The organism is Methanospirillum hungatei (assembly GCF_019263745.1).
Classification (GTDB): Archaea; Halobacteriota; Methanomicrobia; order Methanomicrobiales; family Methanospirillaceae; genus Methanospirillum; species Methanospirillum purgamenti.
Map to the genome: position 1 here is coordinate 259,993 of NZ_CP077107.1, position 19,872 is coordinate 279,864.

24 protein-coding genes are annotated in these 19,872 nt (G+C 38.8%); 13 read left to right on the top strand and 11 right to left on the bottom strand.

The genetic code is table 11. The features are described 5' to 3' along the window. Positions 1-3 precede the first annotated feature (3 nt). Positions 4-1,560: a hypothetical protein gene (locus KSK55_RS01225; protein WP_218607859.1), complete on the top strand. Its 1,557-nt coding sequence runs from the start codon at positions 4-6 to the stop codon at positions 1,558-1,560. Between the two features lie 13 nt (positions 1,561-1,573). On the opposite strand, the gene KSK55_RS01230 is transcribed toward KSK55_RS01225, so the two are convergent. Then, entirely contained in the window at positions 1,574-1,834 is a 261-nt protein-coding gene (locus tag KSK55_RS01230) for a pro-sigmaK processing inhibitor BofA family protein (RefSeq protein ID WP_214418425.1), read from the bottom strand. 144 nt (positions 1,835-1,978) lie between these two features. Here KSK55_RS01230 and KSK55_RS01235 point away from each other — a divergent pair, with 144 nt between their 5' ends. The 4 genes from KSK55_RS01235 (at position 1,979) to KSK55_RS01250 (ending at position 6,848) form a co-directional block, all read left to right on the top strand. After that, on the top strand, positions 1,979-3,043 hold the full coding sequence (locus KSK55_RS01235; RefSeq protein ID WP_218607860.1) for a hypothetical protein: 1,065 nt from the start codon (positions 1,979-1,981) through the stop codon (positions 3,041-3,043). Positions 3,044-3,051: 8 nt separating this feature from the next. Beyond that, complete coding sequence (locus tag KSK55_RS01240) at positions 3,052-3,615, top strand: 5-formyltetrahydrofolate cyclo-ligase (protein WP_214421366.1); 564 nt, start codon at positions 3,052-3,054, stop codon at positions 3,613-3,615. Between the two features lie 8 nt (positions 3,616-3,623). Next, positions 3,624-6,038, top strand: a complete 2,415-nt coding sequence (locus KSK55_RS01245) for a CDC48 family AAA ATPase (RefSeq protein ID WP_218607861.1) — start codon at positions 3,624-3,626, stop codon at positions 6,036-6,038. A gap of 303 nt (positions 6,039-6,341) precedes the next feature. Beyond that, the gene (locus KSK55_RS01250; protein WP_218607862.1) at positions 6,342-6,848 is read left to right on the top strand and encodes an Hsp20/alpha crystallin family protein; all 507 of its coding nucleotides are present in this window, start codon (positions 6,342-6,344) and stop codon (positions 6,846-6,848) included. 1 nt (position 6,849) lies between these two features. On the opposite strand, the gene KSK55_RS01255 is transcribed toward KSK55_RS01250, so the two are convergent. Continuing rightward, the gene (locus tag KSK55_RS01255) at positions 6,850-7,242 is read right to left on the bottom strand and encodes a thioredoxin family protein (protein ID WP_214418429.1); all 393 of its coding nucleotides are present in this window, start codon (positions 7,240-7,242) and stop codon (positions 6,850-6,852) included. A 63-nt stretch (positions 7,243-7,305) separates the two neighbouring features. Here KSK55_RS01255 and KSK55_RS01260 point away from each other — a divergent pair, with 63 nt between their 5' ends. The 3 genes from KSK55_RS01260 to KSK55_RS01270 all read left to right on the top strand — a co-directional run bounded on the left by KSK55_RS01260 (position 7,306) and on the right by KSK55_RS01270 (position 10,615). After that, a complete protein-coding gene (locus KSK55_RS01260) occupies positions 7,306-8,166 on the top strand; it encodes a TMEM175 family protein (protein ID WP_218607863.1) in 861 nt (286 codons plus the stop codon). Positions 8,167-8,275: 109 nt separating this feature from the next. Beyond that, complete coding sequence (nifB, locus tag KSK55_RS01265; protein WP_218607864.1) at positions 8,276-9,175, top strand: nitrogenase cofactor biosynthesis protein NifB; 900 nt, start codon at positions 8,276-8,278, stop codon at positions 9,173-9,175. Between the two features lie 81 nt (positions 9,176-9,256). After that, positions 9,257-10,615 (top strand): tetratricopeptide repeat protein, encoded by a 1,359-nt coding sequence (locus KSK55_RS01270; protein ID WP_218607865.1) that lies wholly within the window; start codon positions 9,257-9,259, stop codon positions 10,613-10,615. 2 nt (positions 10,616-10,617) lie between these two features. Here KSK55_RS01270 and KSK55_RS01275 read toward each other — a convergent pair whose 3' ends face one another. Continuing rightward, positions 10,618-10,935 carry a hypothetical protein gene (locus KSK55_RS01275; protein WP_256664134.1) on the bottom strand — a complete coding sequence of 106 codons (318 nt, stop codon included), beginning with the start codon at positions 10,933-10,935 and terminating at the stop codon, positions 10,618-10,620. Positions 10,936-10,984: 49 nt separating this feature from the next. Next, a complete protein-coding gene (locus KSK55_RS01280) occupies positions 10,985-12,160 on the bottom strand; it encodes an NAD(P)/FAD-dependent oxidoreductase (protein WP_256664136.1) in 1,176 nt (391 codons plus the stop codon). Between the two features lie 63 nt (positions 12,161-12,223). On the opposite strand from KSK55_RS01280, the gene pth2 reads away from it, so the two are divergent. Both pth2 and truD read left to right on the top strand, forming a co-directional pair. Continuing rightward, positions 12,224-12,586, top strand: coding sequence for a peptidyl-tRNA hydrolase Pth2 (pth2, locus tag KSK55_RS01285; protein WP_218607867.1), 363 nt, complete (start codon positions 12,224-12,226; stop codon positions 12,584-12,586). Continuing rightward, on the top strand, positions 12,583-13,851 hold the full coding sequence (gene truD, locus KSK55_RS01290; RefSeq protein WP_218607868.1) for a tRNA pseudouridine(13) synthase TruD: 1,269 nt from the start codon (positions 12,583-12,585) through the stop codon (positions 13,849-13,851). Before pth2 ends, truD begins: the two co-directional genes overlap by 4 nt. Positions 13,852-13,859: 8 nt before the next feature. Here truD and KSK55_RS01295 read toward each other — a convergent pair whose 3' ends face one another. Next, positions 13,860-14,540 (bottom strand): RibD family protein, encoded by a 681-nt coding sequence (locus KSK55_RS01295; RefSeq protein WP_214418436.1) that lies wholly within the window; start codon positions 14,538-14,540, stop codon positions 13,860-13,862. A 156-nt stretch (positions 14,541-14,696) separates the two neighbouring features. On the opposite strand from KSK55_RS01295, the gene KSK55_RS01300 reads away from it, so the two are divergent. Beyond that, a complete protein-coding gene (locus KSK55_RS01300) occupies positions 14,697-15,329 on the top strand; it encodes a CDP-alcohol phosphatidyltransferase family protein (RefSeq protein ID WP_218607869.1) in 633 nt (210 codons plus the stop codon). Here the strand turns inward: KSK55_RS01300 and artA are convergent. After that, entirely contained in the window at positions 15,301-16,110 is an 810-nt protein-coding gene (gene artA / locus KSK55_RS01305; RefSeq protein WP_218607870.1) for an archaeosortase A, read from the bottom strand. The genes KSK55_RS01300 and artA overlap by 29 nt on opposite strands. Positions 16,111-16,218: 108 nt before the next feature. Here artA and KSK55_RS01310 point away from each other — a divergent pair, with 108 nt between their 5' ends. Beyond that, a complete protein-coding gene (locus tag KSK55_RS01310) occupies positions 16,219-16,542 on the top strand; it encodes a transcription factor S (protein ID WP_214421368.1) in 324 nt (107 codons plus the stop codon). Between the two features lie 187 nt (positions 16,543-16,729). On the opposite strand, the gene KSK55_RS01315 is transcribed toward KSK55_RS01310, so the two are convergent. From KSK55_RS01315 to KSK55_RS01330, 4 genes are all read right to left on the bottom strand, one after another. After that, the gene (locus tag KSK55_RS01315; protein WP_214418439.1) at positions 16,730-17,053 is read right to left on the bottom strand and encodes a hypothetical protein; all 324 of its coding nucleotides are present in this window, start codon (positions 17,051-17,053) and stop codon (positions 16,730-16,732) included. Between the two features lie 36 nt (positions 17,054-17,089). Continuing rightward, entirely contained in the window at positions 17,090-17,647 is a 558-nt protein-coding gene (locus tag KSK55_RS01320; protein ID WP_218607871.1) for a YeeE/YedE thiosulfate transporter family protein, read from the bottom strand. 9 nt (positions 17,648-17,656) lie between these two features. Then, positions 17,657-18,172: a YeeE/YedE thiosulfate transporter family protein gene (locus KSK55_RS01325; protein WP_214418441.1), complete on the bottom strand. Its 516-nt coding sequence runs from the start codon at positions 18,170-18,172 to the stop codon at positions 17,657-17,659. 79 nt (positions 18,173-18,251) lie between these two features. Beyond that, positions 18,252-19,004 carry a type 1 glutamine amidotransferase gene (locus KSK55_RS01330; RefSeq protein WP_218607872.1) on the bottom strand — a complete coding sequence of 251 codons (753 nt, stop codon included), beginning with the start codon at positions 19,002-19,004 and terminating at the stop codon, positions 18,252-18,254. 45 nt (positions 19,005-19,049) lie between these two features. Between KSK55_RS01330 and KSK55_RS01335 the strand changes: the two genes are divergently transcribed. Continuing rightward, positions 19,050-19,646: a hypothetical protein gene (locus tag KSK55_RS01335; RefSeq protein WP_218607873.1), complete on the top strand. Its 597-nt coding sequence runs from the start codon at positions 19,050-19,052 to the stop codon at positions 19,644-19,646. Here the strand turns inward: KSK55_RS01335 and KSK55_RS01340 are convergent. Continuing rightward, positions 19,627-19,866 (bottom strand): hypothetical protein, encoded by a 240-nt coding sequence (locus KSK55_RS01340; protein ID WP_214418444.1) that lies wholly within the window; start codon positions 19,864-19,866, stop codon positions 19,627-19,629. The two genes, KSK55_RS01335 and KSK55_RS01340, sit on opposite strands and share 20 nt — an antisense overlap. Positions 19,867-19,872: the final 6 nt, after the last annotated feature.

The window sequence follows — 19,872 nt, forward strand, 5'->3', positions numbered from 1 at the left end:
TGAATGAATCTGAAGAAAAATCTGGGTTTTTCTATTTTAATTATTCTGGGATTGATATGGATTATATTCCCGGTTCTGGCTGAACCTTCTCTCTCTCATGAAGAATGGAAGAATATTCTTGCCATAGGTGATGAGATAGATTATCTGACTGGTGCAGATCTTACTCTATTCATCTCTCCGGATCATTATTATCAAATACCGGGTCAGCAAATTGTTCTATCAGGAACACTGAAAGGCATATTTGGACCACTTTCTAATGCTTCTGTTCTAATTGAGCGGTATAATGGTACAAATTTATCTTCTGTTTTAGAAACGGTCACTAATGCTAACGGAGTATATATTCTAACAGATTATGTAAATGAAACTGGACCTGTTGATTATCAGGCTCAATACGTTCCGAAAGATAACAGTCGTGAATCCTTGAAAAGTGACAGATATCAGGTACTTGTGAATTGGCAAGGTGAACAAAATATCTTGAATGAGGAAATATCCTTTGTTAATTTGAATAGTACGAACGGTTCATTTCAAAATTATGGAGAAAATCTCTCATTGTCACTCAATGCGAATTCTTTAGAATTTGTTCCTGGTGAATCTATATCTCTATTCGGATATCTTGTCTCTTACCATAAACCAATACCCTATGCACCGATAAAGATATATCCTGATATTTATTCTAATATTACCGATCCGATAAATCCTCTTGTTCCCGGACAAACAAAACAGGATGGGAGGGTAAATTTTTCCTACCATCTTTCCGGTCCGGATTCAGTTCATTTTTTCTTATCCTATCAAAAGAATCAGAATGAACCAATCTATAGATCAAATACAATCTCCTTTATCCCTCTTGAATCCGGAATAAATCCCCCTGCTCGGATAGTTCACGAAAAAGAGACGATAATTGCATATCTTCAAAATGAAACGGTTGATCCTATTCAGAATATTACCGTGTTTGGTTGGTACAATGGAAATGGCGGTTCTGGTGTTCCACTCTCTTCCTTAGATCTTGTATGGTATAATTTTGGTGAAAAGATCTGGGATAGATATCAGAACAGCAGCCAGGTTCTGACGAATGCAGATGGAAAATTTGAATGCACAGTAAAAGCTCCACAGACACCAGGAATGTACCTTCTTGGGATGAGAAGAAGGCCGGGAAGTGTTACTTCAAATCAATTATACTCAAATGTTCTTGCATTGTCTGTAGTAATCCCTGAATTAAAAGAAGATTATAAAGAGGTTCAACCTACCGGGAATATTCTTTTGCAGGCACAGCAATCTCCAATCCGTTTATCTGATAAAATAGGTATTAACATATCCCAGAAGGGATTTGATGAGTTGGACACAACAGAACTTTCGCTTCTTCTATATTACTCTGATAATGGATATGAATGGAAAATTTTTCCGTATGAAGAGATAAAACGCTTTTCTGAAGAACAAAAAACAGTTTTTATCCAACCGGATAAACCAGGATACTGGTACTTCAGGGCATCCTATACCAATCTTTCACAGGAAATTGTAAGCTCTGATGTTCTGGTTGTTCCGGTTCTTCCTTCTGAAAAATAAATTTGTAATAATTTTATATTAATCCAAATATATGCAATATTAAAAGAAGTATTGCTCCAGGTATTCCTGCTATCGCACATACTATCACCGATAACCATCCTATTTGGATATCAGGAAAACCCAATAATGGGAAGATATTCAGCACTTTTACTATACCAAGTAATAAAAGACCCAGGATTGAGTTAATAATAATTTTGGCAATATTTTTTAAGAGGATCCAAAGGACTGCTAGTACAATCAGACAGAGTACTAACAAAATCAGTGTACCTATCATACATTCTTTCTTCAGATATTAGCATATTAACCTTTCAGAACGCAGATGATATGGAAAGAATTTTTCATCATACCTGATGATGGTTATGATGTGAAAACAAAAACTATCTTTTCATACTGATAATCAGACAGGAGTATAAAAAACATGGACGCTATCCGGTTTTTTCGTATATATGATATCGGAAGGGAAATTGATATTCAAAATTTGGAAATTGCTCTGGCACGAAGTTATTATACAGCCAGAACAAATTTTCAGAGAATAAAACCCAAATCTATCAGGATAGAAGATCCTCCGCTATTATTACGGATGCATCCGACTGAAGTGATTATTTCCGGACTTCGGTATGATTTACAGGTTTCTGCCCGGATATTTGATATTGGTGCTATTAGTATCTGTTTTGTATATGAGATCGATGAGAGTAAAAATGATATTTCATTTGAGGAAACGGGCTTATCATTTTTTAATGATGAAATAATATCTGATCTTTTTTCTTCACATCTCACCACCCTGAAAGAAATACTAAGGCCCCATATCACCGACATTCAAATAGATGAAACCTTTTTTGAGGATTATTTTATTTTCTTTACTGATAATCCGGACAAACCAATAGATGAAGCAGTATTGCTACTCGGTGAGAGAACCCGTTTTTCACACCAGATGAGAGAAGAAATTCTCAAAAACAGTATGAGTTATACCGATGATGATGTCACTATTCTATCATGGGGGGCAGCTCTTTTAAAAAACCGCGAGGTTCCAACCGATCTTTTTGATCTTATTGAATATGCAAATGTTCAGGTCTTGGAATTGAGGTATTATGACCAGGAACTTTCACGAAAAATGGAGAAAATGTATGATGATATTGAACTTGCTGACCGTTCTACCTGGCTGTCACGCATGAGATTGTATCATCAGATCATGGCTGACCTTATGGAACTTCATGCCGAAGTATCCGAAATAACCGAGAAAGTAAATAATCTCATCAAGGTTACTGAAGATGTATACTATGCACGGGTATATGCCACCGCTTTAAAAGTACTTCGAAGCCAGCTCTGGAGCGATAGTGTCAACCGAAAAATTGAGGTTATTCAGGAAAATTACGCTATGCTGTCTGATGAAGTCCGGATTCAACATTCGAATTTCCTTGAATGGGTCATTATTATTCTCATCACCATGGAGTTTGTGCTTGCTATGTGGGAATTTATCTGGTAGGTTTTGGCATGTTAGTTCATAAAGAAGCAATCAGATCCGAACTTCGGGAGAGACGATGGAGTTTGCCTGAAGATGAACGAATTTTGATGAGCAAAAAAATTTGCATGACCCTTTCACAGGTAGTTCATCCATGTGATACGGTTCTTGTATATTGTGCAAAAGATCCTGAAGTTGAAACCTGCTGGTTCATTGATCATCTCCTTCAGAATGATCGGAAAGTAATAGTCCCGATTATTGAAGAAGAAACAGTAGGTCTTCGGTTATCTTATATACAAACCCGTGAAGTGCTCACCCCAAGTACTTTCCATGTTCCAGAACCTGTCGGGTACGAAATCCCTGCAGATCCAGAGCATATATCCTGTGCGATTATCCCTATGTTGGGATTTGATCAGACCGGAGGAAGAATAGGGTATGGTGCGGGTTATTATGATCGGTTTTTATCTGAGCATTCACATATAAGGAAGATAGGCATTGCCTATTCAGTTCAGGAGGTTCCCACCATCCCGGTTCAAGAACATGATATCCGGATGGATGTTATCATAACAGAGTCAACTACGTTTCATTGCTCATAGGAATTAATATGACCGTAAAATCAGGAATCAGACTTGAAGTTCGCCGTGCTGCAGAAGAAGACGCAGGAAAGGGGCTTGCTCGGATTCATCCGGCAGTGATGCGGGCTCTCGGGATAGTAAATGGTGAGTTTATTGAGATTCTTGGAGGAAAGCGGGCCGTAGCAGCTGCATGGAGTTCCCAGAGTGTGTCACAAGGCAGGAATGACATTGCAATAGATGGCGAGATTCGAAGTAATGCCGGATGTGGGATTGATGACCGGGTAATTGTTCGAAGAGTAATTGTGCATGATGTCAGAAAAGTTGTCCTGCAACCAGTCACGAATATTTCTCTTAATAATCCTGAACTACTACTGGCTAAAAAACTCAGGGGCAGACCGATCATAGAAGGACAAACCGTCAGAATTGATCTGATTGGAAATACAGTTACATTTGTTGTTGCTTCTATCGAGCCCAGGGGTACCGGGGTTGTAACATTTACAACGGAGGTTATCCTTCATGATACACCATACCGGACAGAAGAGAAAAAGTCAGAAGAACTCTCAATCCATTATGAAGATATAGGTGGATTATCCCGGGAGATTAGTCTTATCAGGGAAATGATTGAGATACCTCTTCGGTATCCGCAAATATTTGAACGTCTTGGTATTGATTCACCAAAAGGGGTCTTACTATATGGTCCTCCAGGAACAGGTAAAACTCTGCTTGCACGGGCAGTAGCAAGTGAAGTGGATGCTCATTTCATTCCGTTATCAGGTCCTGAGGTGATGAGCAGATATTATGGAGATTCTGAAAAGAAAATCCGGGAAATTTTCGAAGAAGCCAGACAAAAAGCTCCTTCAATAATTTTTATCGATGAAATTGATTCTATAGCTACCAAACGGCAGGATACAACCGGAGAAGTTGAGCGGAGAGTAACTGCTCAGATTCTTACGATGATGGATGGTCTTGCCAGTCGTGGTCAGGTCGTTGTCATTGCTGCAACGAATATGCCTGACTCTATCGATCCCGCACTTCGTCGCGGAGGACGGTTTGACCGGGAGATAGAAATTGGCATACCAGACCGTATTGGCAGACTTGAAATTTACCATGTTCATACCCGTACCATGCCTCTTGCTGATGATGTAGACCTCGAATATTATGCTGAAACTAGTTATGGATTTGTCGGGGCAGATATCGCGCTGCATTGCAAAGAAGCAGCTATGCATGCTTTACGAGGAATTATGGGTCGGATGAAAGAGGATCAGGAAGTTCCAGCTGAAGTTATTGATTCTCTCATGATCACAAATTTGGATTTTCAAGAGGCCAGAAAAGGAATAGAACCTTCTGCCATGCGTGAACTGTACATAGAAATACCAGAAGTACCTTGGGAGATGGTAGAAGGACTAGATGCTGAAAAACATGAGATAGAAAAAATTATTGAATGGCCGGTTCACAGGCGGGATGCTTTTGAAAAATTAAAAATAAAACCCCCAAAGGGAATTCTGCTATTTGGTCCGCCCGGAACTGGTAAAACTCTGATTGCAAAAGCAGTTGCTGCCAAATCCAGAATGAATTTTATCTCCGTAAAAGGGCCTGAACTTCTTTCTAAGTGGGTTGGTGAGTCTGAAAAACAGGTTAGAGAAGCTTTCAGAAAAGCCAGACAGTCAGCTCCTTCAATTATCTTTTTTGATGAGATTGATGCACTGGTTCAGAAGCGTGGTCAGGAACATGGTGGAAGTTCTCGAGTCGGAGAAAGTGTCTTATCTCAAATCCTTACCGAGATGGATGGTGTGGAAGACTTATCTGGTGTAGTAATTATAGCAGCAACGAACCGGCCCGATCTTCTTGACCCCGCCCTTCTTCGGCCAGGAAGGCTTGAAAAACATATTTACATCAAACCTCCGGATCAAAAAGGAAGGAAATCAATTTTACAATTATACCTAAAAGATCTCTCATCTCTTCTGGATGAGGATATTGACTATGATGAAATGGCACAGGAAATGAAATATTTTGTAGGAGCAGATATCAGTGCTTTTGTCAGGGAAGTAAAGATGAATCTTCTCGATGATATATTCACGAAACCGAAAAAACCTGATGATGTTCCAAAAATTTCATCCGATTATCTGAAAGACATTTTATCACGTCAACAAGGGACACTTGATAATCAAAACCTTGAGATATTTGAATCTGGTGCATGGGCATTACTATATCCCAGAAGTAAGCAACAGATCCTCCTCCGCTCTGCTTATATTCTCAAACAGGTAGAACGAGCCGGATTAATTACAGAACTCTCACCAGATCTAAATGAACGTGCCACCGCACTTCGGGATATGACATTCTGGCAGGATAAGGATTTTTCTAAAATTGAGGAACATACAAATCAGGTCGAAGAAGCTTTGCATAAACAAATCAATAAAAACAAACCGTTTATTAATTCATCATAATTTTACCCTTTCTCTGTTCAGCAAATTTAATCAAAAAATCGATGATTTATTTTTTTTATTAAACATTATTTATTAATCTTAACTCACTAAATTCGCTTTGGTAACATTTTAACGCTGTTTTCTGATTTTGGAAAAACCTGTTATGGTTTTATCAACATAAGTGGAGTATTATAGAATGACTCAAAAACCTGAGCGAAAGTGGTCAGGTGTCTACGATTATGTTCAGAAAATTTCCTTCATATAATATATGACTGAGGAACTTGATAAGAAAGAAGACCCTATGATACAGGGAGAATAAACCACATGAATGATAGTCCACCAGAAGATTTCAGAAATATGGAAGATATATTACGAAAAATACTCTCACAAGCCTTTGGCCAGGGACAAATTCGTCCGGGTGTCATTGGGGTAAATATCATAATGGCCGGAAATCTCCCCCCCGGTTTTCCTTTTCCTGGAGGGTCAGGTCCAGGCCATGATATCGAACACCCGCCAATAGAAGTAATTGAATGGGATGATCGGGTTATTGCTACCTGCGAATTAAAAGGGCTGTTTGATGAGCAAATTAACGTAGCAATATCTGAAAATACTCTCCATATAATTGGCTTTGATGGAAAAACACGATACCGGAGTTCTGCACCATTACCTCCTGTTGTTGAATCATCCTGTGTTCGCACTTTCCGAAACGGGATATTAGAATTAGTATACCTTATGCGTTCTCCTGAAGAGAGTCAGACTGTTGCACAAACTGAAATAATGAGTGAGGAAATAGGTTCTATTCAAGAACCTGAACATGAAAAAACAGGTTAAATTATCCATAACCGGTAATTTCATATTTCCATTCAGTTGAAGAGAGACGACATGCTTCCCCTTGTGTTACCATTTCTTCTACCATTTTTTTAAGCATAACTGGGAAAATTGCCCCAACTCGTGTCTGAACCGGTTTACCTCCACAGAAGAAGATAAAAGTCGGTGTTGCCATAACCCCATATCGCTCTCCGATATAATCAAATCTGAGAAGATTGAGTTTCACGAACGAAACCTCTGTTCCAAAATCCTTTGCCAAATCTTCAACCGATGGCATAATTCTAATACAATGAGTACAGGAAGGACTGTAAAACATCACAAAAACAGGTTTTTCATTTCTCTCTACCAGTTTTTCCCATTCTATATCATTGATTTCCTGGACATTTTCTTCAGTCATATACAGACCTCTCCTGTCATGATATATATAGATTGATTCGGGATTACATCTCACCAATTATTTATGAGAAAAATTTATCCTTATCACCTGCTCGTTTCTACATATACTGAGCAAAATCCTCATCGTTTAGAAGCATTTTTTGATGCAGTATTTGCTATTGTTATGACAATCCTGGTATTAGGTTTGAATCTGCCAGATAATTCCCAATTCTTATCACCTGGAGAAATACTTGAAGAGATGTTACCTCAGTTTATTCATTTTGCATTAGCTTTCTTTATTCTCGCTGCATTCTGGAGTGCTCATCACCGACTGTTTGTATTGGTTAAAAAAGTTGATAGTATTCTCATCAGACTGACATTTATTCTATTATTTATCACCTGTCTGTTGCCATTTACGTCCAGTCTTGCCGGAGATAATTATTCTCAGGAATCCGCATTGCTGTTATTTCATCTAAATATGTTTTTTTTAGGTCTGTTATTCCTGAGTCAATGGATATATATCAATAAAGCTAGATTATCTGTTCCAGTTACTCAAACATTATACCGGTTTATCTTTTTTAAATCCTGTATTGTTCCTTTGGTATCTTTGATTGCAATCGGAATACTCTTTTTTAGTCCATCCTGGAGTTCAGCAAGTTATCTTTTCATCTTTGCATTTGAAGCACTCATACTGCTATTCAAACCTACCGATCTTCAAACTGATGCAAATGGTTTACCATCAAAGATTAATTCTATCTCTCTTATGATAGGTATACACCCAGATATTGATGCAGTTCTTCATCAGGTCTCTGAAGAAATGGAGATAAGTAAAGATAAACTTGTAGAAAAAATTTTGCTCAGATGGAGTTCTGAAAATCGTGTTAACACCGGAAAAGAGACTCAGCTTTGTAATCTTAAAGTTCAAGAATTAAACAAAATTGGTTGAATCTATGAAATTTAACCCACTTACATCCATTCATTTCTGACATTTCGAATCGTTCATTTGGATTCATCGAACGATGAACTATAATAGGACTAAAGATAACGTGTATTCCATGGCTGAGGAATCGTACCGGGAGACCGAAATAGATGGTCAAATAGTAAAATGGGATCCCGACCAGATACGTAAGATCCAAGAGCATCCGTGTTATAGTGAAAAGGCTAGTCACACATTCGGACGGGCCCATTTACCTGTAGCACCGAAATGTAATATTCAATGTAACTATTGTGTCCGCAAATTTGATTGTGTCAATGAAAGCCGCCCTGGTGTTACCAGTGAAGTTCTTGACCCTCAGAAAGCATTTGAAAAAGTCCGCGACATTATCAATGAATATCCATATATTAAAGTAATTGGAATTGCCGGACCTGGTGATCCACTGGATAACGAAGAAACATTTGAAACATTCAGGCTGGTACATGAAGAATACCCTCACCTTATTCTCTGTGTCAGTACAAACGGCCTTCTTCTTCCGGATAAAATCGATCTTCTGGAAAAATACGGCGTCACAAACATTACTGTGACAATGAATGCCATTGATCCCGATATTGCAGCAAAAGTTTACCAGTATATAGATTTCAATGGTCGGCGATATTATTCAAGCCATGAAATGGGAGAAATTCTGGTGTCAAGGCAATTGGAGGGAATAAAGATGGCAGTTGAACGAAAAATGTTGATAAAAGTGAATACTGTGTATATTCCGGGTATCAACGATCATCATATTCCTGATATTGCTAAAAAGATTAGCGAAATGGGAGTGTTCATTCATAACATTATTCCATTAATATCCCAGGCAAAATTTGCTCATATTACTCCTCCAACCATGGAAGAAAAACTTGCAATGCAGGAAAAATGTAAACCATATGTCAGGCAGATGTCTCATTGTCAACGATGCAGATCAGATGCAGTTGGCTGCCTTGGCAAAGATGTTAATTCATGCATCGGCAGAAAAACATAAACCTCATCTTTCATCATATTCTTTTTTAACCACGACTTCCAATATTGCGTACCCCCCACTGAGTTGGCGGGAGGAAATCCTATGAAATTTATCCTCCCTTTCCTTGTGTTGCTTATAATCATATGTGTTGTTAGTGGAGCGGAGGATAACACTTCGGTCGAGAATATCACTCTGGAAGATCTGATTAATGAAAATGATTATGTGTTATCTCATGACTCTCAAAACCTGACAGCCCTCCAATTTCGTGCTTTAATTTTTTTTAATGAAAAACAATATCCTGAAGCCATCAAAGCAGCAGAACAATGTCTTGTTGTTGATAAAACCTGCAGTTTTGCATGGCATATCATAGGAAGTTCATGGGGTTTTTTAAATCAGCCTGAAAAAGCGGTTGAAGCATTTCAGAACGTAGTATCATTAAATCCTGATGATCCGGTTCAGTTTAATGTGCAGGGTGTGGCTCTTTCCAGGACGGAAAAATTTAATGAAGCTATTCAGGCATTTCAAAAAGCAACGGCCCTTAATCCATCTTATGCTGCAGCATGGAACAATATGGGTGTCACTTTTTATGGAATGAAAGAATATGATAAAGCCCTTTCAGCTTTTGATAAAGCGATCTCATTCAAACCGGATGAACCAGAATTTTATTCCAACAAAGGGTATGTGCTGCTTCAGAAAGGTGATTATTATGGAGCACTCTCAAGTGCAAAAACAGCCCGAAACATGGATCTTACCTGTGTTCCTGCCTGGTTTGTTTCTGGTGAGGCACAATTTCATAACCGTAACTGGAAGGATGCATTTTTTTCATTTGATGGTGGATTTAATGCCCTGGCTAAGAACGAACTCTGGTATTATCAGGGAGCGAAAAATACCCAGATAACAAAGGATATGCAACCAATGGATGCATATTATGTGGCTATTGCAAGTAATGTCAAGTTTACAGGTATGTGGGAGCGAACCACAATAATCAATTATAAGATTAAGCGATACCAGGATACCATTGATGTATATGACCAAATTCTTGCCATTACTCCTGATTATGCCGAAGGATGGAAAAAGAAAGGGTATTGTGCAATAAAAACCGAGCGTATGGAAAGTGCTCGTGATGCTTATAAACGGGCCATGGAATTTTATCCAAATGATCCTGAGGTTCTTTCCTCATATGGGTATGCAACCGGAATGCTCGGTGATTATCTAGATGCCATGAAAAATATTGACAAGGCTATTGAGGTCGAACCAGGATATTCAAGATCGTATCTCTTTAAAGGTCTCATCAATTCTTTTTATGGACAGCGTGATGACGCTATTGCAGCACTTCAAAAAGGGCTGGAATTTGGAGGAGATAAAAGTGAAATGTTTGATGCTCTGTCAAATGTTCAGTTTAAAAATGGGGATGTGATTGGTGGTTCAATCAGCTCATTTAGAAGCATTCTCGGTTTCTGATATTACGCATGATATTGACCAATATCGGGATTTTCTATTCCAAGCTCTTTATCAATAGCAACAATAATCCTGTTTAGTAACCGTTTTACATCTGTATACATCTCTTTGTCAACAGGTCCGCCAGCCTGATGCCATACAACTTTTTGCCTGAGTAAATCTGTTAGTGTTTCCACTTCAGTCCCTTTGAACTGTGTTGGAAGAATAAGTTCGGTCAGATAATCCTGAATCCCGGGCCAAGCTTGTTCAGGAGGAAGAGAAAATTTTACTTTTAAATGAGTGATATTTACAATAAATCCTCTTCCATATTTACTGGTGGGCATATGACTTACCATACCTGTAGTATTGAATAGTAAATGTATGAAGTTTTCATTAGATCAAGCTTTTCAACAAGGATTTTCCCATTAAATACCAGGCTGGAATCATCAGGGGATTTTGCATGAGTGATGTGATTAGGTGGGATGGCCGGTCAATATCTCCTTTTTTTGAAATGATTTCCCTGATTTTAGGATCTGCCAGGATCTCAATAATTCGCTCCATATCCTGGATTGACACCTGTTGTCGGATAGTATACATATAAAATCCTTTTCTGATTTCATGACCAAAATCTGCTTTCCAGGAATGTTCGTATGTCTTCATTTTTTGTATCGAATAATCACTCTGCTCAATCGCTTCTGTTGCAACACGTGCTGCGTGTCTGGCTGCACGTATTCCGGTGTAAACACCACCACCTGAAGTTGGTTTAGCCATTGCTGCTGCATCACCTGCTATCAGAATTCTGTCGTCATATGTTCTGGTTAATGTTCCAAGTGGTATGGTTCCACTTACAAAATGTGTACAGGCTTTCTTATATGGTTGGATAAATTTCTGGAACAATTCCTGTACCTGATGAATTCCACAAAGTCCTATCCGTGTTCTTTCAGGATGAATAGGAATCATCCACCCAAAAAAATCTGGTGCAGCATTAGGGAAAATACGAACATGTTCTGTTGGAGTTGAACAGGCCACATCACATTGTAGTCCGGAAAGGTATACTGGAGCCCGTGGTATACCAATCATTCTGCTTATTGAACTTCTGGGTCCGTCAGCTGCAATTAGCATTGAATATTCTATTTGTTCTTTTCCATACAAACCTTTTAGATAAAGAGATCTTGATGTGCGCGAAACAGCTGATGCAATTGTTTTGAGCCTGATGTCTGCACCAGCATCTGCTGAAGCTGTAATCATTTCATGATCCAAAGCCCCCCGGTCCACGACGTACGCCATATCTCTTCCTGCATCAAATGAACACATGGCTTTCCCAGCCAGAACATCTGCGCCGGAGACTATATTGAGGACAGAGGAATCTGATACTTCACACTCTGTAAAAGCACTATTAGATAATAAACCAGCACACTGAACCGGGTATCCAATGTGAGCCTGTTCTTCGACAAGTAAGGTGGATAGACCGGATTTAGCGCAAATTCGAGCCGCTGTAGATCCTGTTGGCCCTCCTCCCACAACAATAACATCATATTTCCGGTTCATAGTCTGGTATATACTCTTCATGACTGCCTATGAACTCACCGGAGGGCATACCTTTGTGCTTGGGAATCCTATTGCTAGAGGAAGATGGTACCAGAACCTGAATTTAAGTATAAGCAATGTATCATAATCCGCAATGATGTAAAGATGAGTTGTGGAAAAAAATGTGCACAGGCAGGACATGCTGCCATCGTCGCTTATGAAAAAAGCTCATTGACAATGAAAAAAGCATGGATGAATGAAGGGCAGAAAAAAGTTGTCCTAAAAGTATCGGATCAGAAGACCTTGTTTGAATTAAAAACTCTGGCAGAGTCAGCAGGAATTGCTGCGGCCCTAATTCAGGATGCTGGAATGACTGAAATTCCTCCGGGTACGATCACTGCTCTGGGACTAGGTCCGGCGAAATGTGAAGATCTTGATAAAATTACCGGTTCACTTTCATTATTATGATTCGAAGTCCCTGGGAGATTGATCAGGAACTTGGGCTTTCATGGTATCGGACTGATTTTGCCGGAACCGGAGGAACTCTCCGGAATACACCAGATGACTTTGAAGTCTCTGAGATTGCCAATCATACAATGAGTACCGGCCCTTATCTCATCTGCGTATTAAAAAAGAAAAACTGGGACCAACACCGGGCAATAAAAGCAATTGCTTCAGGTCTTGGAATAAGTCAGCAACGAATTAGTTTTGCCGGAACTAAAGATAAACGAGCTATAACGACTCAGTATATTTCTTTATATAATTGTTCAGAAAATGATATTTCCCGTCTTTCAATTCCTGATATGTCTCTTACTCCGGTTGGAACATCTCAACATCCTATTGGACTTGGAAATCTGGAGGGAAATGAATTTAAAATTCGAATTCGAGGGCTTTCAGATTCATCATTAGTAGTATCTCCTGAATCATTCATTCAGACCATCGCTGAGGGTGTTCCAAATTATGTTGGGTACCAACGGTTTGGTGTGATACGTCCGGTAACCCATCACATCGGATTAGAGATTTTAAAAGGAAATTATCAGGAAGCAATCAGGGTGATGATTGGAAAACCCGGAATTCGTATGGAAGAGCGGGAGCAGGAAGGAAGGGCCTGCTATCTTGATACAGAAGATCCAGCTCAGTGTCTTCATCTTCTACCAAACCGTCTGTCTTTGGAACGATCTGTTCTCCATTACCTGGTTAGCAGTCCACATGACTACCTTGGTGCTATTCGTTCACTACCCCGGACACTTCGATCGATGTATGTGAGCGCTGTGCAGTCCTGGATCTTTAATGTTACCTTAAGTTTACGTATAGAAGAAGGACGGTCTTTGTATGAACCTGATGTTGGTGATCGGTTGATCTGGCCGGATGGCAGAACAGATCAGACAACATCTGCAACTGTTCGTGCAGCCACAGTTCAGACAAAACGAGGGAAATGCGGATTGGCACTTCTTCTACCAGGAGGAACCTTTGTTCCTGGACCTGGAGATGATGATAAAAATATCTCACATATTCTGGAGCAACAGGGAATAACTTCGGATATGTTTGGAACTATTACAAAAACTCTTGACACAACTTTTGCTGGATCATTTCGTCCGATTCTGATGAAAACAGATCTGTCAATAAGTCATATAGAAGAGGATACTATTGTCAGATTTTCTCTTCCTCCTGGACAATATGCAACCACTATCCTGCGTGAGTTAATGAAATCGGATCCGATCAGTATGATATGATCTCCTGATTAGGATCTGATAACCCGCCATTTTGTTATGAGATTATCTCCTGCCATATATTGGGTAATAAGATCCAATTTTAAAAGATCCGCAACATCACGAGGATACAGACCTGTAACCAATGAAGGGGTGTCTTCTCCACCGGCTATGAAGGGAAGATGGATTAGAGTCAGTTCATCGATTAGATCATTCTGAAACATCTGTCCGTTCAGGGTGGATCCCCCTTCAATCATGAGATTATGCACTCCGTGTTTATTATAAAGAATCTTCATTAAATAAGGTAAATCTACTGATTTTTCTCCACAAACTTCTATTATTGCACCTTTTTGCGCAAGTTCATTACATGTTTCATGGGATGCTGATTTTGAAACCGCAATAATTGTAGGGGCGTCGGGCGATAGAACATTCGCATCAGGAGAAATATCTCCTTTTGATGTTGGGATAACCCGGATAGGACTTTTTCCTGGAACATGACGAACGGTCAGAAATGAATTATCGATTCTGATAGTGTTTGCACCGACCATAATAGCATCAGAATCAGCTCGTATCTGGTGAAGAAGAACTTCAGCTTCGTGAGACATGAACTGCATAAGAAGTTTGGATGAAGCGCCCCTGGTAACGGTAAGTTTACCATCAATGGTGACTTCTGATACGAGCATGACATGAGGGCGGGTGTGCTGGTCGGACATATGTAGCGGTACTATTGGATGGAACAAGACTAATAGATAATGTGAGATACCAGATAATCTTCAGTTCTGACCAGAAGAAAGTTCATTACCCAGTATTCAGGGATACGATTTCTATCGGTAGAAATATCACTCATGGCTCTCAACGGTACGTGAAGAATGAATATAACTGCATTTCGGTATAGGTTTATTAAGCATCTTGAACCGATAGCAGAAATATGTAAAAAGGCTGGTTTTACCCCAAATACCATTACAATTTTATCTATAGTTGCAGGTTGTCTCTGCTCAATATCGTATTTTTTTCACTCATTTTTTATTGGAAGCCTTTTACTTTTCTGCTCGGCGATTCTTGATCTTGTTGATGGCTCAGTTGCGAGAATGACCGGACGTGAGACTCCGTTTGGTGCTGTTTTTGACTGGATAGCAGACAAGTATGTAGACACGATAGTTCTCCTTGGCGTTGGTCTTTCCGGAATTCCGATCATATCAGGGATAGCAAATGTCCCCCATATATGGGATTTTGGAATTGTAGCAATTGCAATTATTGGTTCAATGATGAACACGTTTATCAAACCGGTAACTTATGCTGAGATAGGATTTACTGAAAGAAAGGAAGGGAAAATTGACGATCCCCTCGAAGGTATCGGCTTTTTTGGAAGACCTGAAACAGTTCTTGTCCTCGTCCTTGGCGGGTTTACCGGATTTATCTGGGTGTCAGTGTTGATTATTGCAGTCTGCACGAATATGTCTGCAATTCAGAGAATTACCTATCTTTATAAACGATACTCTTAATCTCTTTTTCATATGTTCCTACAAGATTACCTGCAAAATCTCCAAGAGTTGGAATAAGTCTGAAAAGACTGTAAGCTAAAGCAATTAAGAATATGAGAGCCACACCTTCTGCAAGAATATTATGTGCCCAGAAAAAACTTGCATATCCAATCTCTGGATTTCCTGAAATATCGGGAAGGAAAGAAAAAAACTGGCTTGAATATGCCATTATAACTCCAGCATTTCGAAATAGATTAAGTATGTAAATGACGGGAGCGATAAGAAGAAAGGCTAACACCTTCTGTTTTATCGTAGTAGGAACAGCAGATGCTACACCCAGCATAATTGCGATCGCCTGTATTCCAGTACATGCGAGAATAATTTCAACTCTGAATATCCCACTTTGAAATGTATTCCATAATACAATGTCCACCTGGTATCCGATAAGATCCAACACATACCTGGTATGAGAAACGACAAGAGATATGAGAGCGTTTCCTACCTCTTCAATGAACGCAAACGGCGCATAAATAATAAATGCCACCCCGGCAGCACGAGTAAGACTTAATACAGCAATATTTTTCCTGAGAAGAAGCCGAATCGTAATGAGTAAGAATGGTATTGAGAGAACTGCCATGACCGGATACAAGATATTGCTTTCTTCTATCCAGGATGGAAGACCTCCGATAAAGACGATGATTATCGTTGTCCATGCTAAGATCCCTGCATACTCCCGATGTATACCCGGAAAAAGAGCGAGTAAGAAAAATAGACAAGAAACAGGAATTAGGAATTCAAACATCCTCATATTGTCTGAATGAGAATGTGATAATTATTCTCTATGGAAGAGGTTATTCACACGAGTAAGGAAGTACTGCTGTATATTTTAAATGTATCTTTGTCAGACTTTATGAGTATGTTTTGTGAGAAGTGCGGAAAATTACTAAAAAATCAAGGTGGCTCATTTGTCTGCACCTCTTGTGGCTGGGAAAAAGAGGGTCATGGCGAGACTAAAATGAAGATCACCGATAAGAGAAAAGAAAAAGAAATCGTCATTGTAGAAGACACCGAATCACTCCGCACACTTCCAACCATCGCTGTAAAGTGCCCGAATTGTGGGAATGGAGAAGCGTTCTGGTGGCTGCGGCAGCTTCGTTCAGCTGATGAAAGTGAGGTCCGGTTTTTTAGATGTACGAATAGTAAGTGTAATCATACCTGGCGTGAATACGACTAATTTTTCCTATCATTTTTAACATCCTTTAAAAAATTATTTTTAAATTTTTTTGTGAATATTTCTAAAAAATTTAGGGATGTTCATTTAAATTATGCAATTTCCTTTATGGAAATTCTTAAACGTAAGAGTTATATTAATTCACCATATACTCTCTTCTCTGCCATGGAAAATAGTAAGATGAATAAATTTAGTATTTTCGATTTCCCTTTCTTCGATTCGTTGAAATGGATCGCCGGGTCTGAACTGAGGTTCTGAATCTGAGCGATTCATTAACCAGACTTTTTACCCAGGAATCTACAGAGACTTCAATCTCCTCAGGGGTCAGGTTATACATACATGGCCAATGAATAAAGTCGGAAATTTCTGATAATTCCCATCTCCTTTCATCAGATCCGGGTTTTTCATCTTTCCCAAGATTACATCTCCCTTCACCAGTATCTGAAGTAAATACAAAGAAAGCACAGGCTGAACAAGGTCGTATTTGTCTTTTTTCAGGGGGGGTAACGGTCATATATGTGCTCTAAAAAATTATTGATTGCTTCATTCTTTATAATCCGAATACCGGAAGATACTGTAAAACTGCTATCATGAGAAGAATCATAATTATTACTACGATCCATCGAGGAATTTGAATCAGTTCAGGAATAGTTTCTACAGGAAACGTTCCAATAGTTAATACTTTAGAATTTATTATGGGATAAAAATGTGCAAAAATTCCAGTACCTATTAGTATTCCAACCGCTCCTCCTATAAGAGCATCCATCTGTCCCTGTCCTATTGCACCTGCAACAGTTCCCGGACAATATCCAAGAAGAGCAAATCCAATTCCAAATAATAGTCCCCCAATAACATTTGAACCTATTGAACCAGGAAAGGTGTGAAATTCAATCCAGCCTAGAGTTTTCATCAGATGTATTCCAATCATCCCAACGACAACTGCAGAGATCATAACTTTTACTACCGTAAAATCGGTAAGGAGAAGTTGTCCGATTATAATGTCATAACTCGTTACTCCTCCTTTCTGAAGACAAAACCCAAACCCGATACCGATGAATAATCCGAAAAATTTTTGAAGTAGGCTATTTGTATGGTATTGTTCGAACATCCTGTCACCTTATAGAGAATATAGCAGTATTGCTGTCACAATTCCTGCAATAAAAAATCCAATAACTGAAACCATGCTAGCAAGAGATAATTGAGCTAGACCGGAAATCCCATGTCCGCTGGTACATCCCCATGCCCATCTTGCTCCAAGCCCCATTAAAATGCCACCTATGAGAGCAGTCAGAAATCGGAAAAGGAGATTATCTCCAAAAAATGTGTAAAAAGTGTGTGGAATAAATATAATCTGAAATGTTCCTGATATGTATGATGATAAGAAAGAACCAATAATGATGCCTACAACCATCATCCATTGCCATTCAATTACGGGAGGAAAAATAGTATAATATTCCAAATTTTTTACTTTTTCCGGATTAAATGCACTTTCAATCATTCCGGATGTCCGTGAAAAAGCGGTACTACATCCCAATGGTTTATTTGAAAATAAAAAGGAACACCAGAGAAGCAATCCGATACCTGCACCAGCCAGATATGGTGACCACCTCGGTTCCAGCAACAATTCAAGCATACCAATATTCATTCTTCTAATGATTTGAATGGTTCGATGAAACCATAAAATAGTGAAATAATTATTAATTTTTAAAATGTTACAAAAGAGAGATTTTTGAAGATGATAAAAGAAAAATCAGGAGTTTTTCTAAAAATTCAATACCTTGTTGATATAAAAATATTCTATCAAGAATGTCCATTTTTGGATATTCATCTTCTGTTATTCCTGTATCTTTTTCTACCAACATTAGAAAATTTAAAATATCGTTCTCATATAATTCCGGATGAAATTGTAGTCCAATAACAAAATCTGCATATATAAATGCCTGATTTGTACAAGTTTGCGAAGAATAGAGATGGACTGCTTTTTCTGGTATTGAAAAGGTATCCTGATGCCATTGAAATATTTCAAGAGTATTCGGAAACAGGTGATCTATTTCTGAATGAATCTTGTGTTCATTATTTCGACAAATATGAGTCCATCCAAATTCAGGTACTGGGAGTCTGGTTACTACGCCACCTAATACGTCTGCAATAAGTTGAGCACCAAGACATATCCCCAAGACAGGTATTGAAAGATCAATAATCTCTTTGATATACTTTTTTTCTGAAATAAGCCATGGAAATATATCATGTTCATATATGTTCATCGGTCCGCCCATAATAATGAGAAGAAGGACTTCATTATGGTCCGGAAATGGTTCTCTTTCCCAGACCTTTATCTCTTTTACCGGGATGGATTGACTGGCTAACCACGAAGTAATATAACAAGGTGTCTCATATGGTGCGTGTTCAAGCGCGACAACATATTTTCCTTTTGATAGTGTTTCGATTTTTAAAATTTCAGACATGTTTTATGTACTTGATTTATTCTTTTTTAGCATCTAAATAGTATCATGAACTGGTATTCAGCTATTGGAATTGTGTGTCTTTTATTCTGTATTATATCTCCGATTTATGCAGATATTTCTGTCCTGCCGGTTTATTCCGTAGGAGATGAGATTATCATCGGTGGAAATACAAATTACAATACTGACAATAAAGTTCTCATTGAAATCTGGCCTGCATCTTTTGGTCCTAAAGGTAAATATGAATCATCAATGACTGGTGGCGGTTCAGGAGTTGTTCCTGTAGTATCAACAAATGGCACCTATTCCTGGAGTTTATCATTCAATTCTGCAGAATGGATGCCTGATTCATATATGGTACGGACTGAGGTAATAGGGAAAGGATATGTAGAGACCGTAATGTTTGATTTGACTGAAGAAAAAATGGAGACTGGTAATACACCTGTCCCGACAATAATCCAATCTGGTTCCGAAACGGTAGAAGAGAATAATACTCTTGTTCCGACATTAACCACTATTCCGGAAACAAATATAACAACTCCTTCACCTGTTGAGACTCAGAAAAGTCCTATATCTGGCTTTTGTGTTCTTCTATCACTGGTTCTCGGTGCAACCATGGTTTTCATTATGAAGAATCGCCAATAAATTCCTGTAACTGAGCTCTGAAAAATTTTTCAACTTCAATCATCGTTTCTTTTTTTCCCCGAGCAGCAATGAGATTTCGCACATCACCTTCCATGTTCGCAAATGATATGGGCTCTCCTCTATCTACAAGTTCAACGTCAAATTTATTTATTATTTCACGAATGATGGTCCGGGGGGTCCCAGGAGGAAAAACAAGGTCATATAACTGCTCATCTTCCATGCTTCA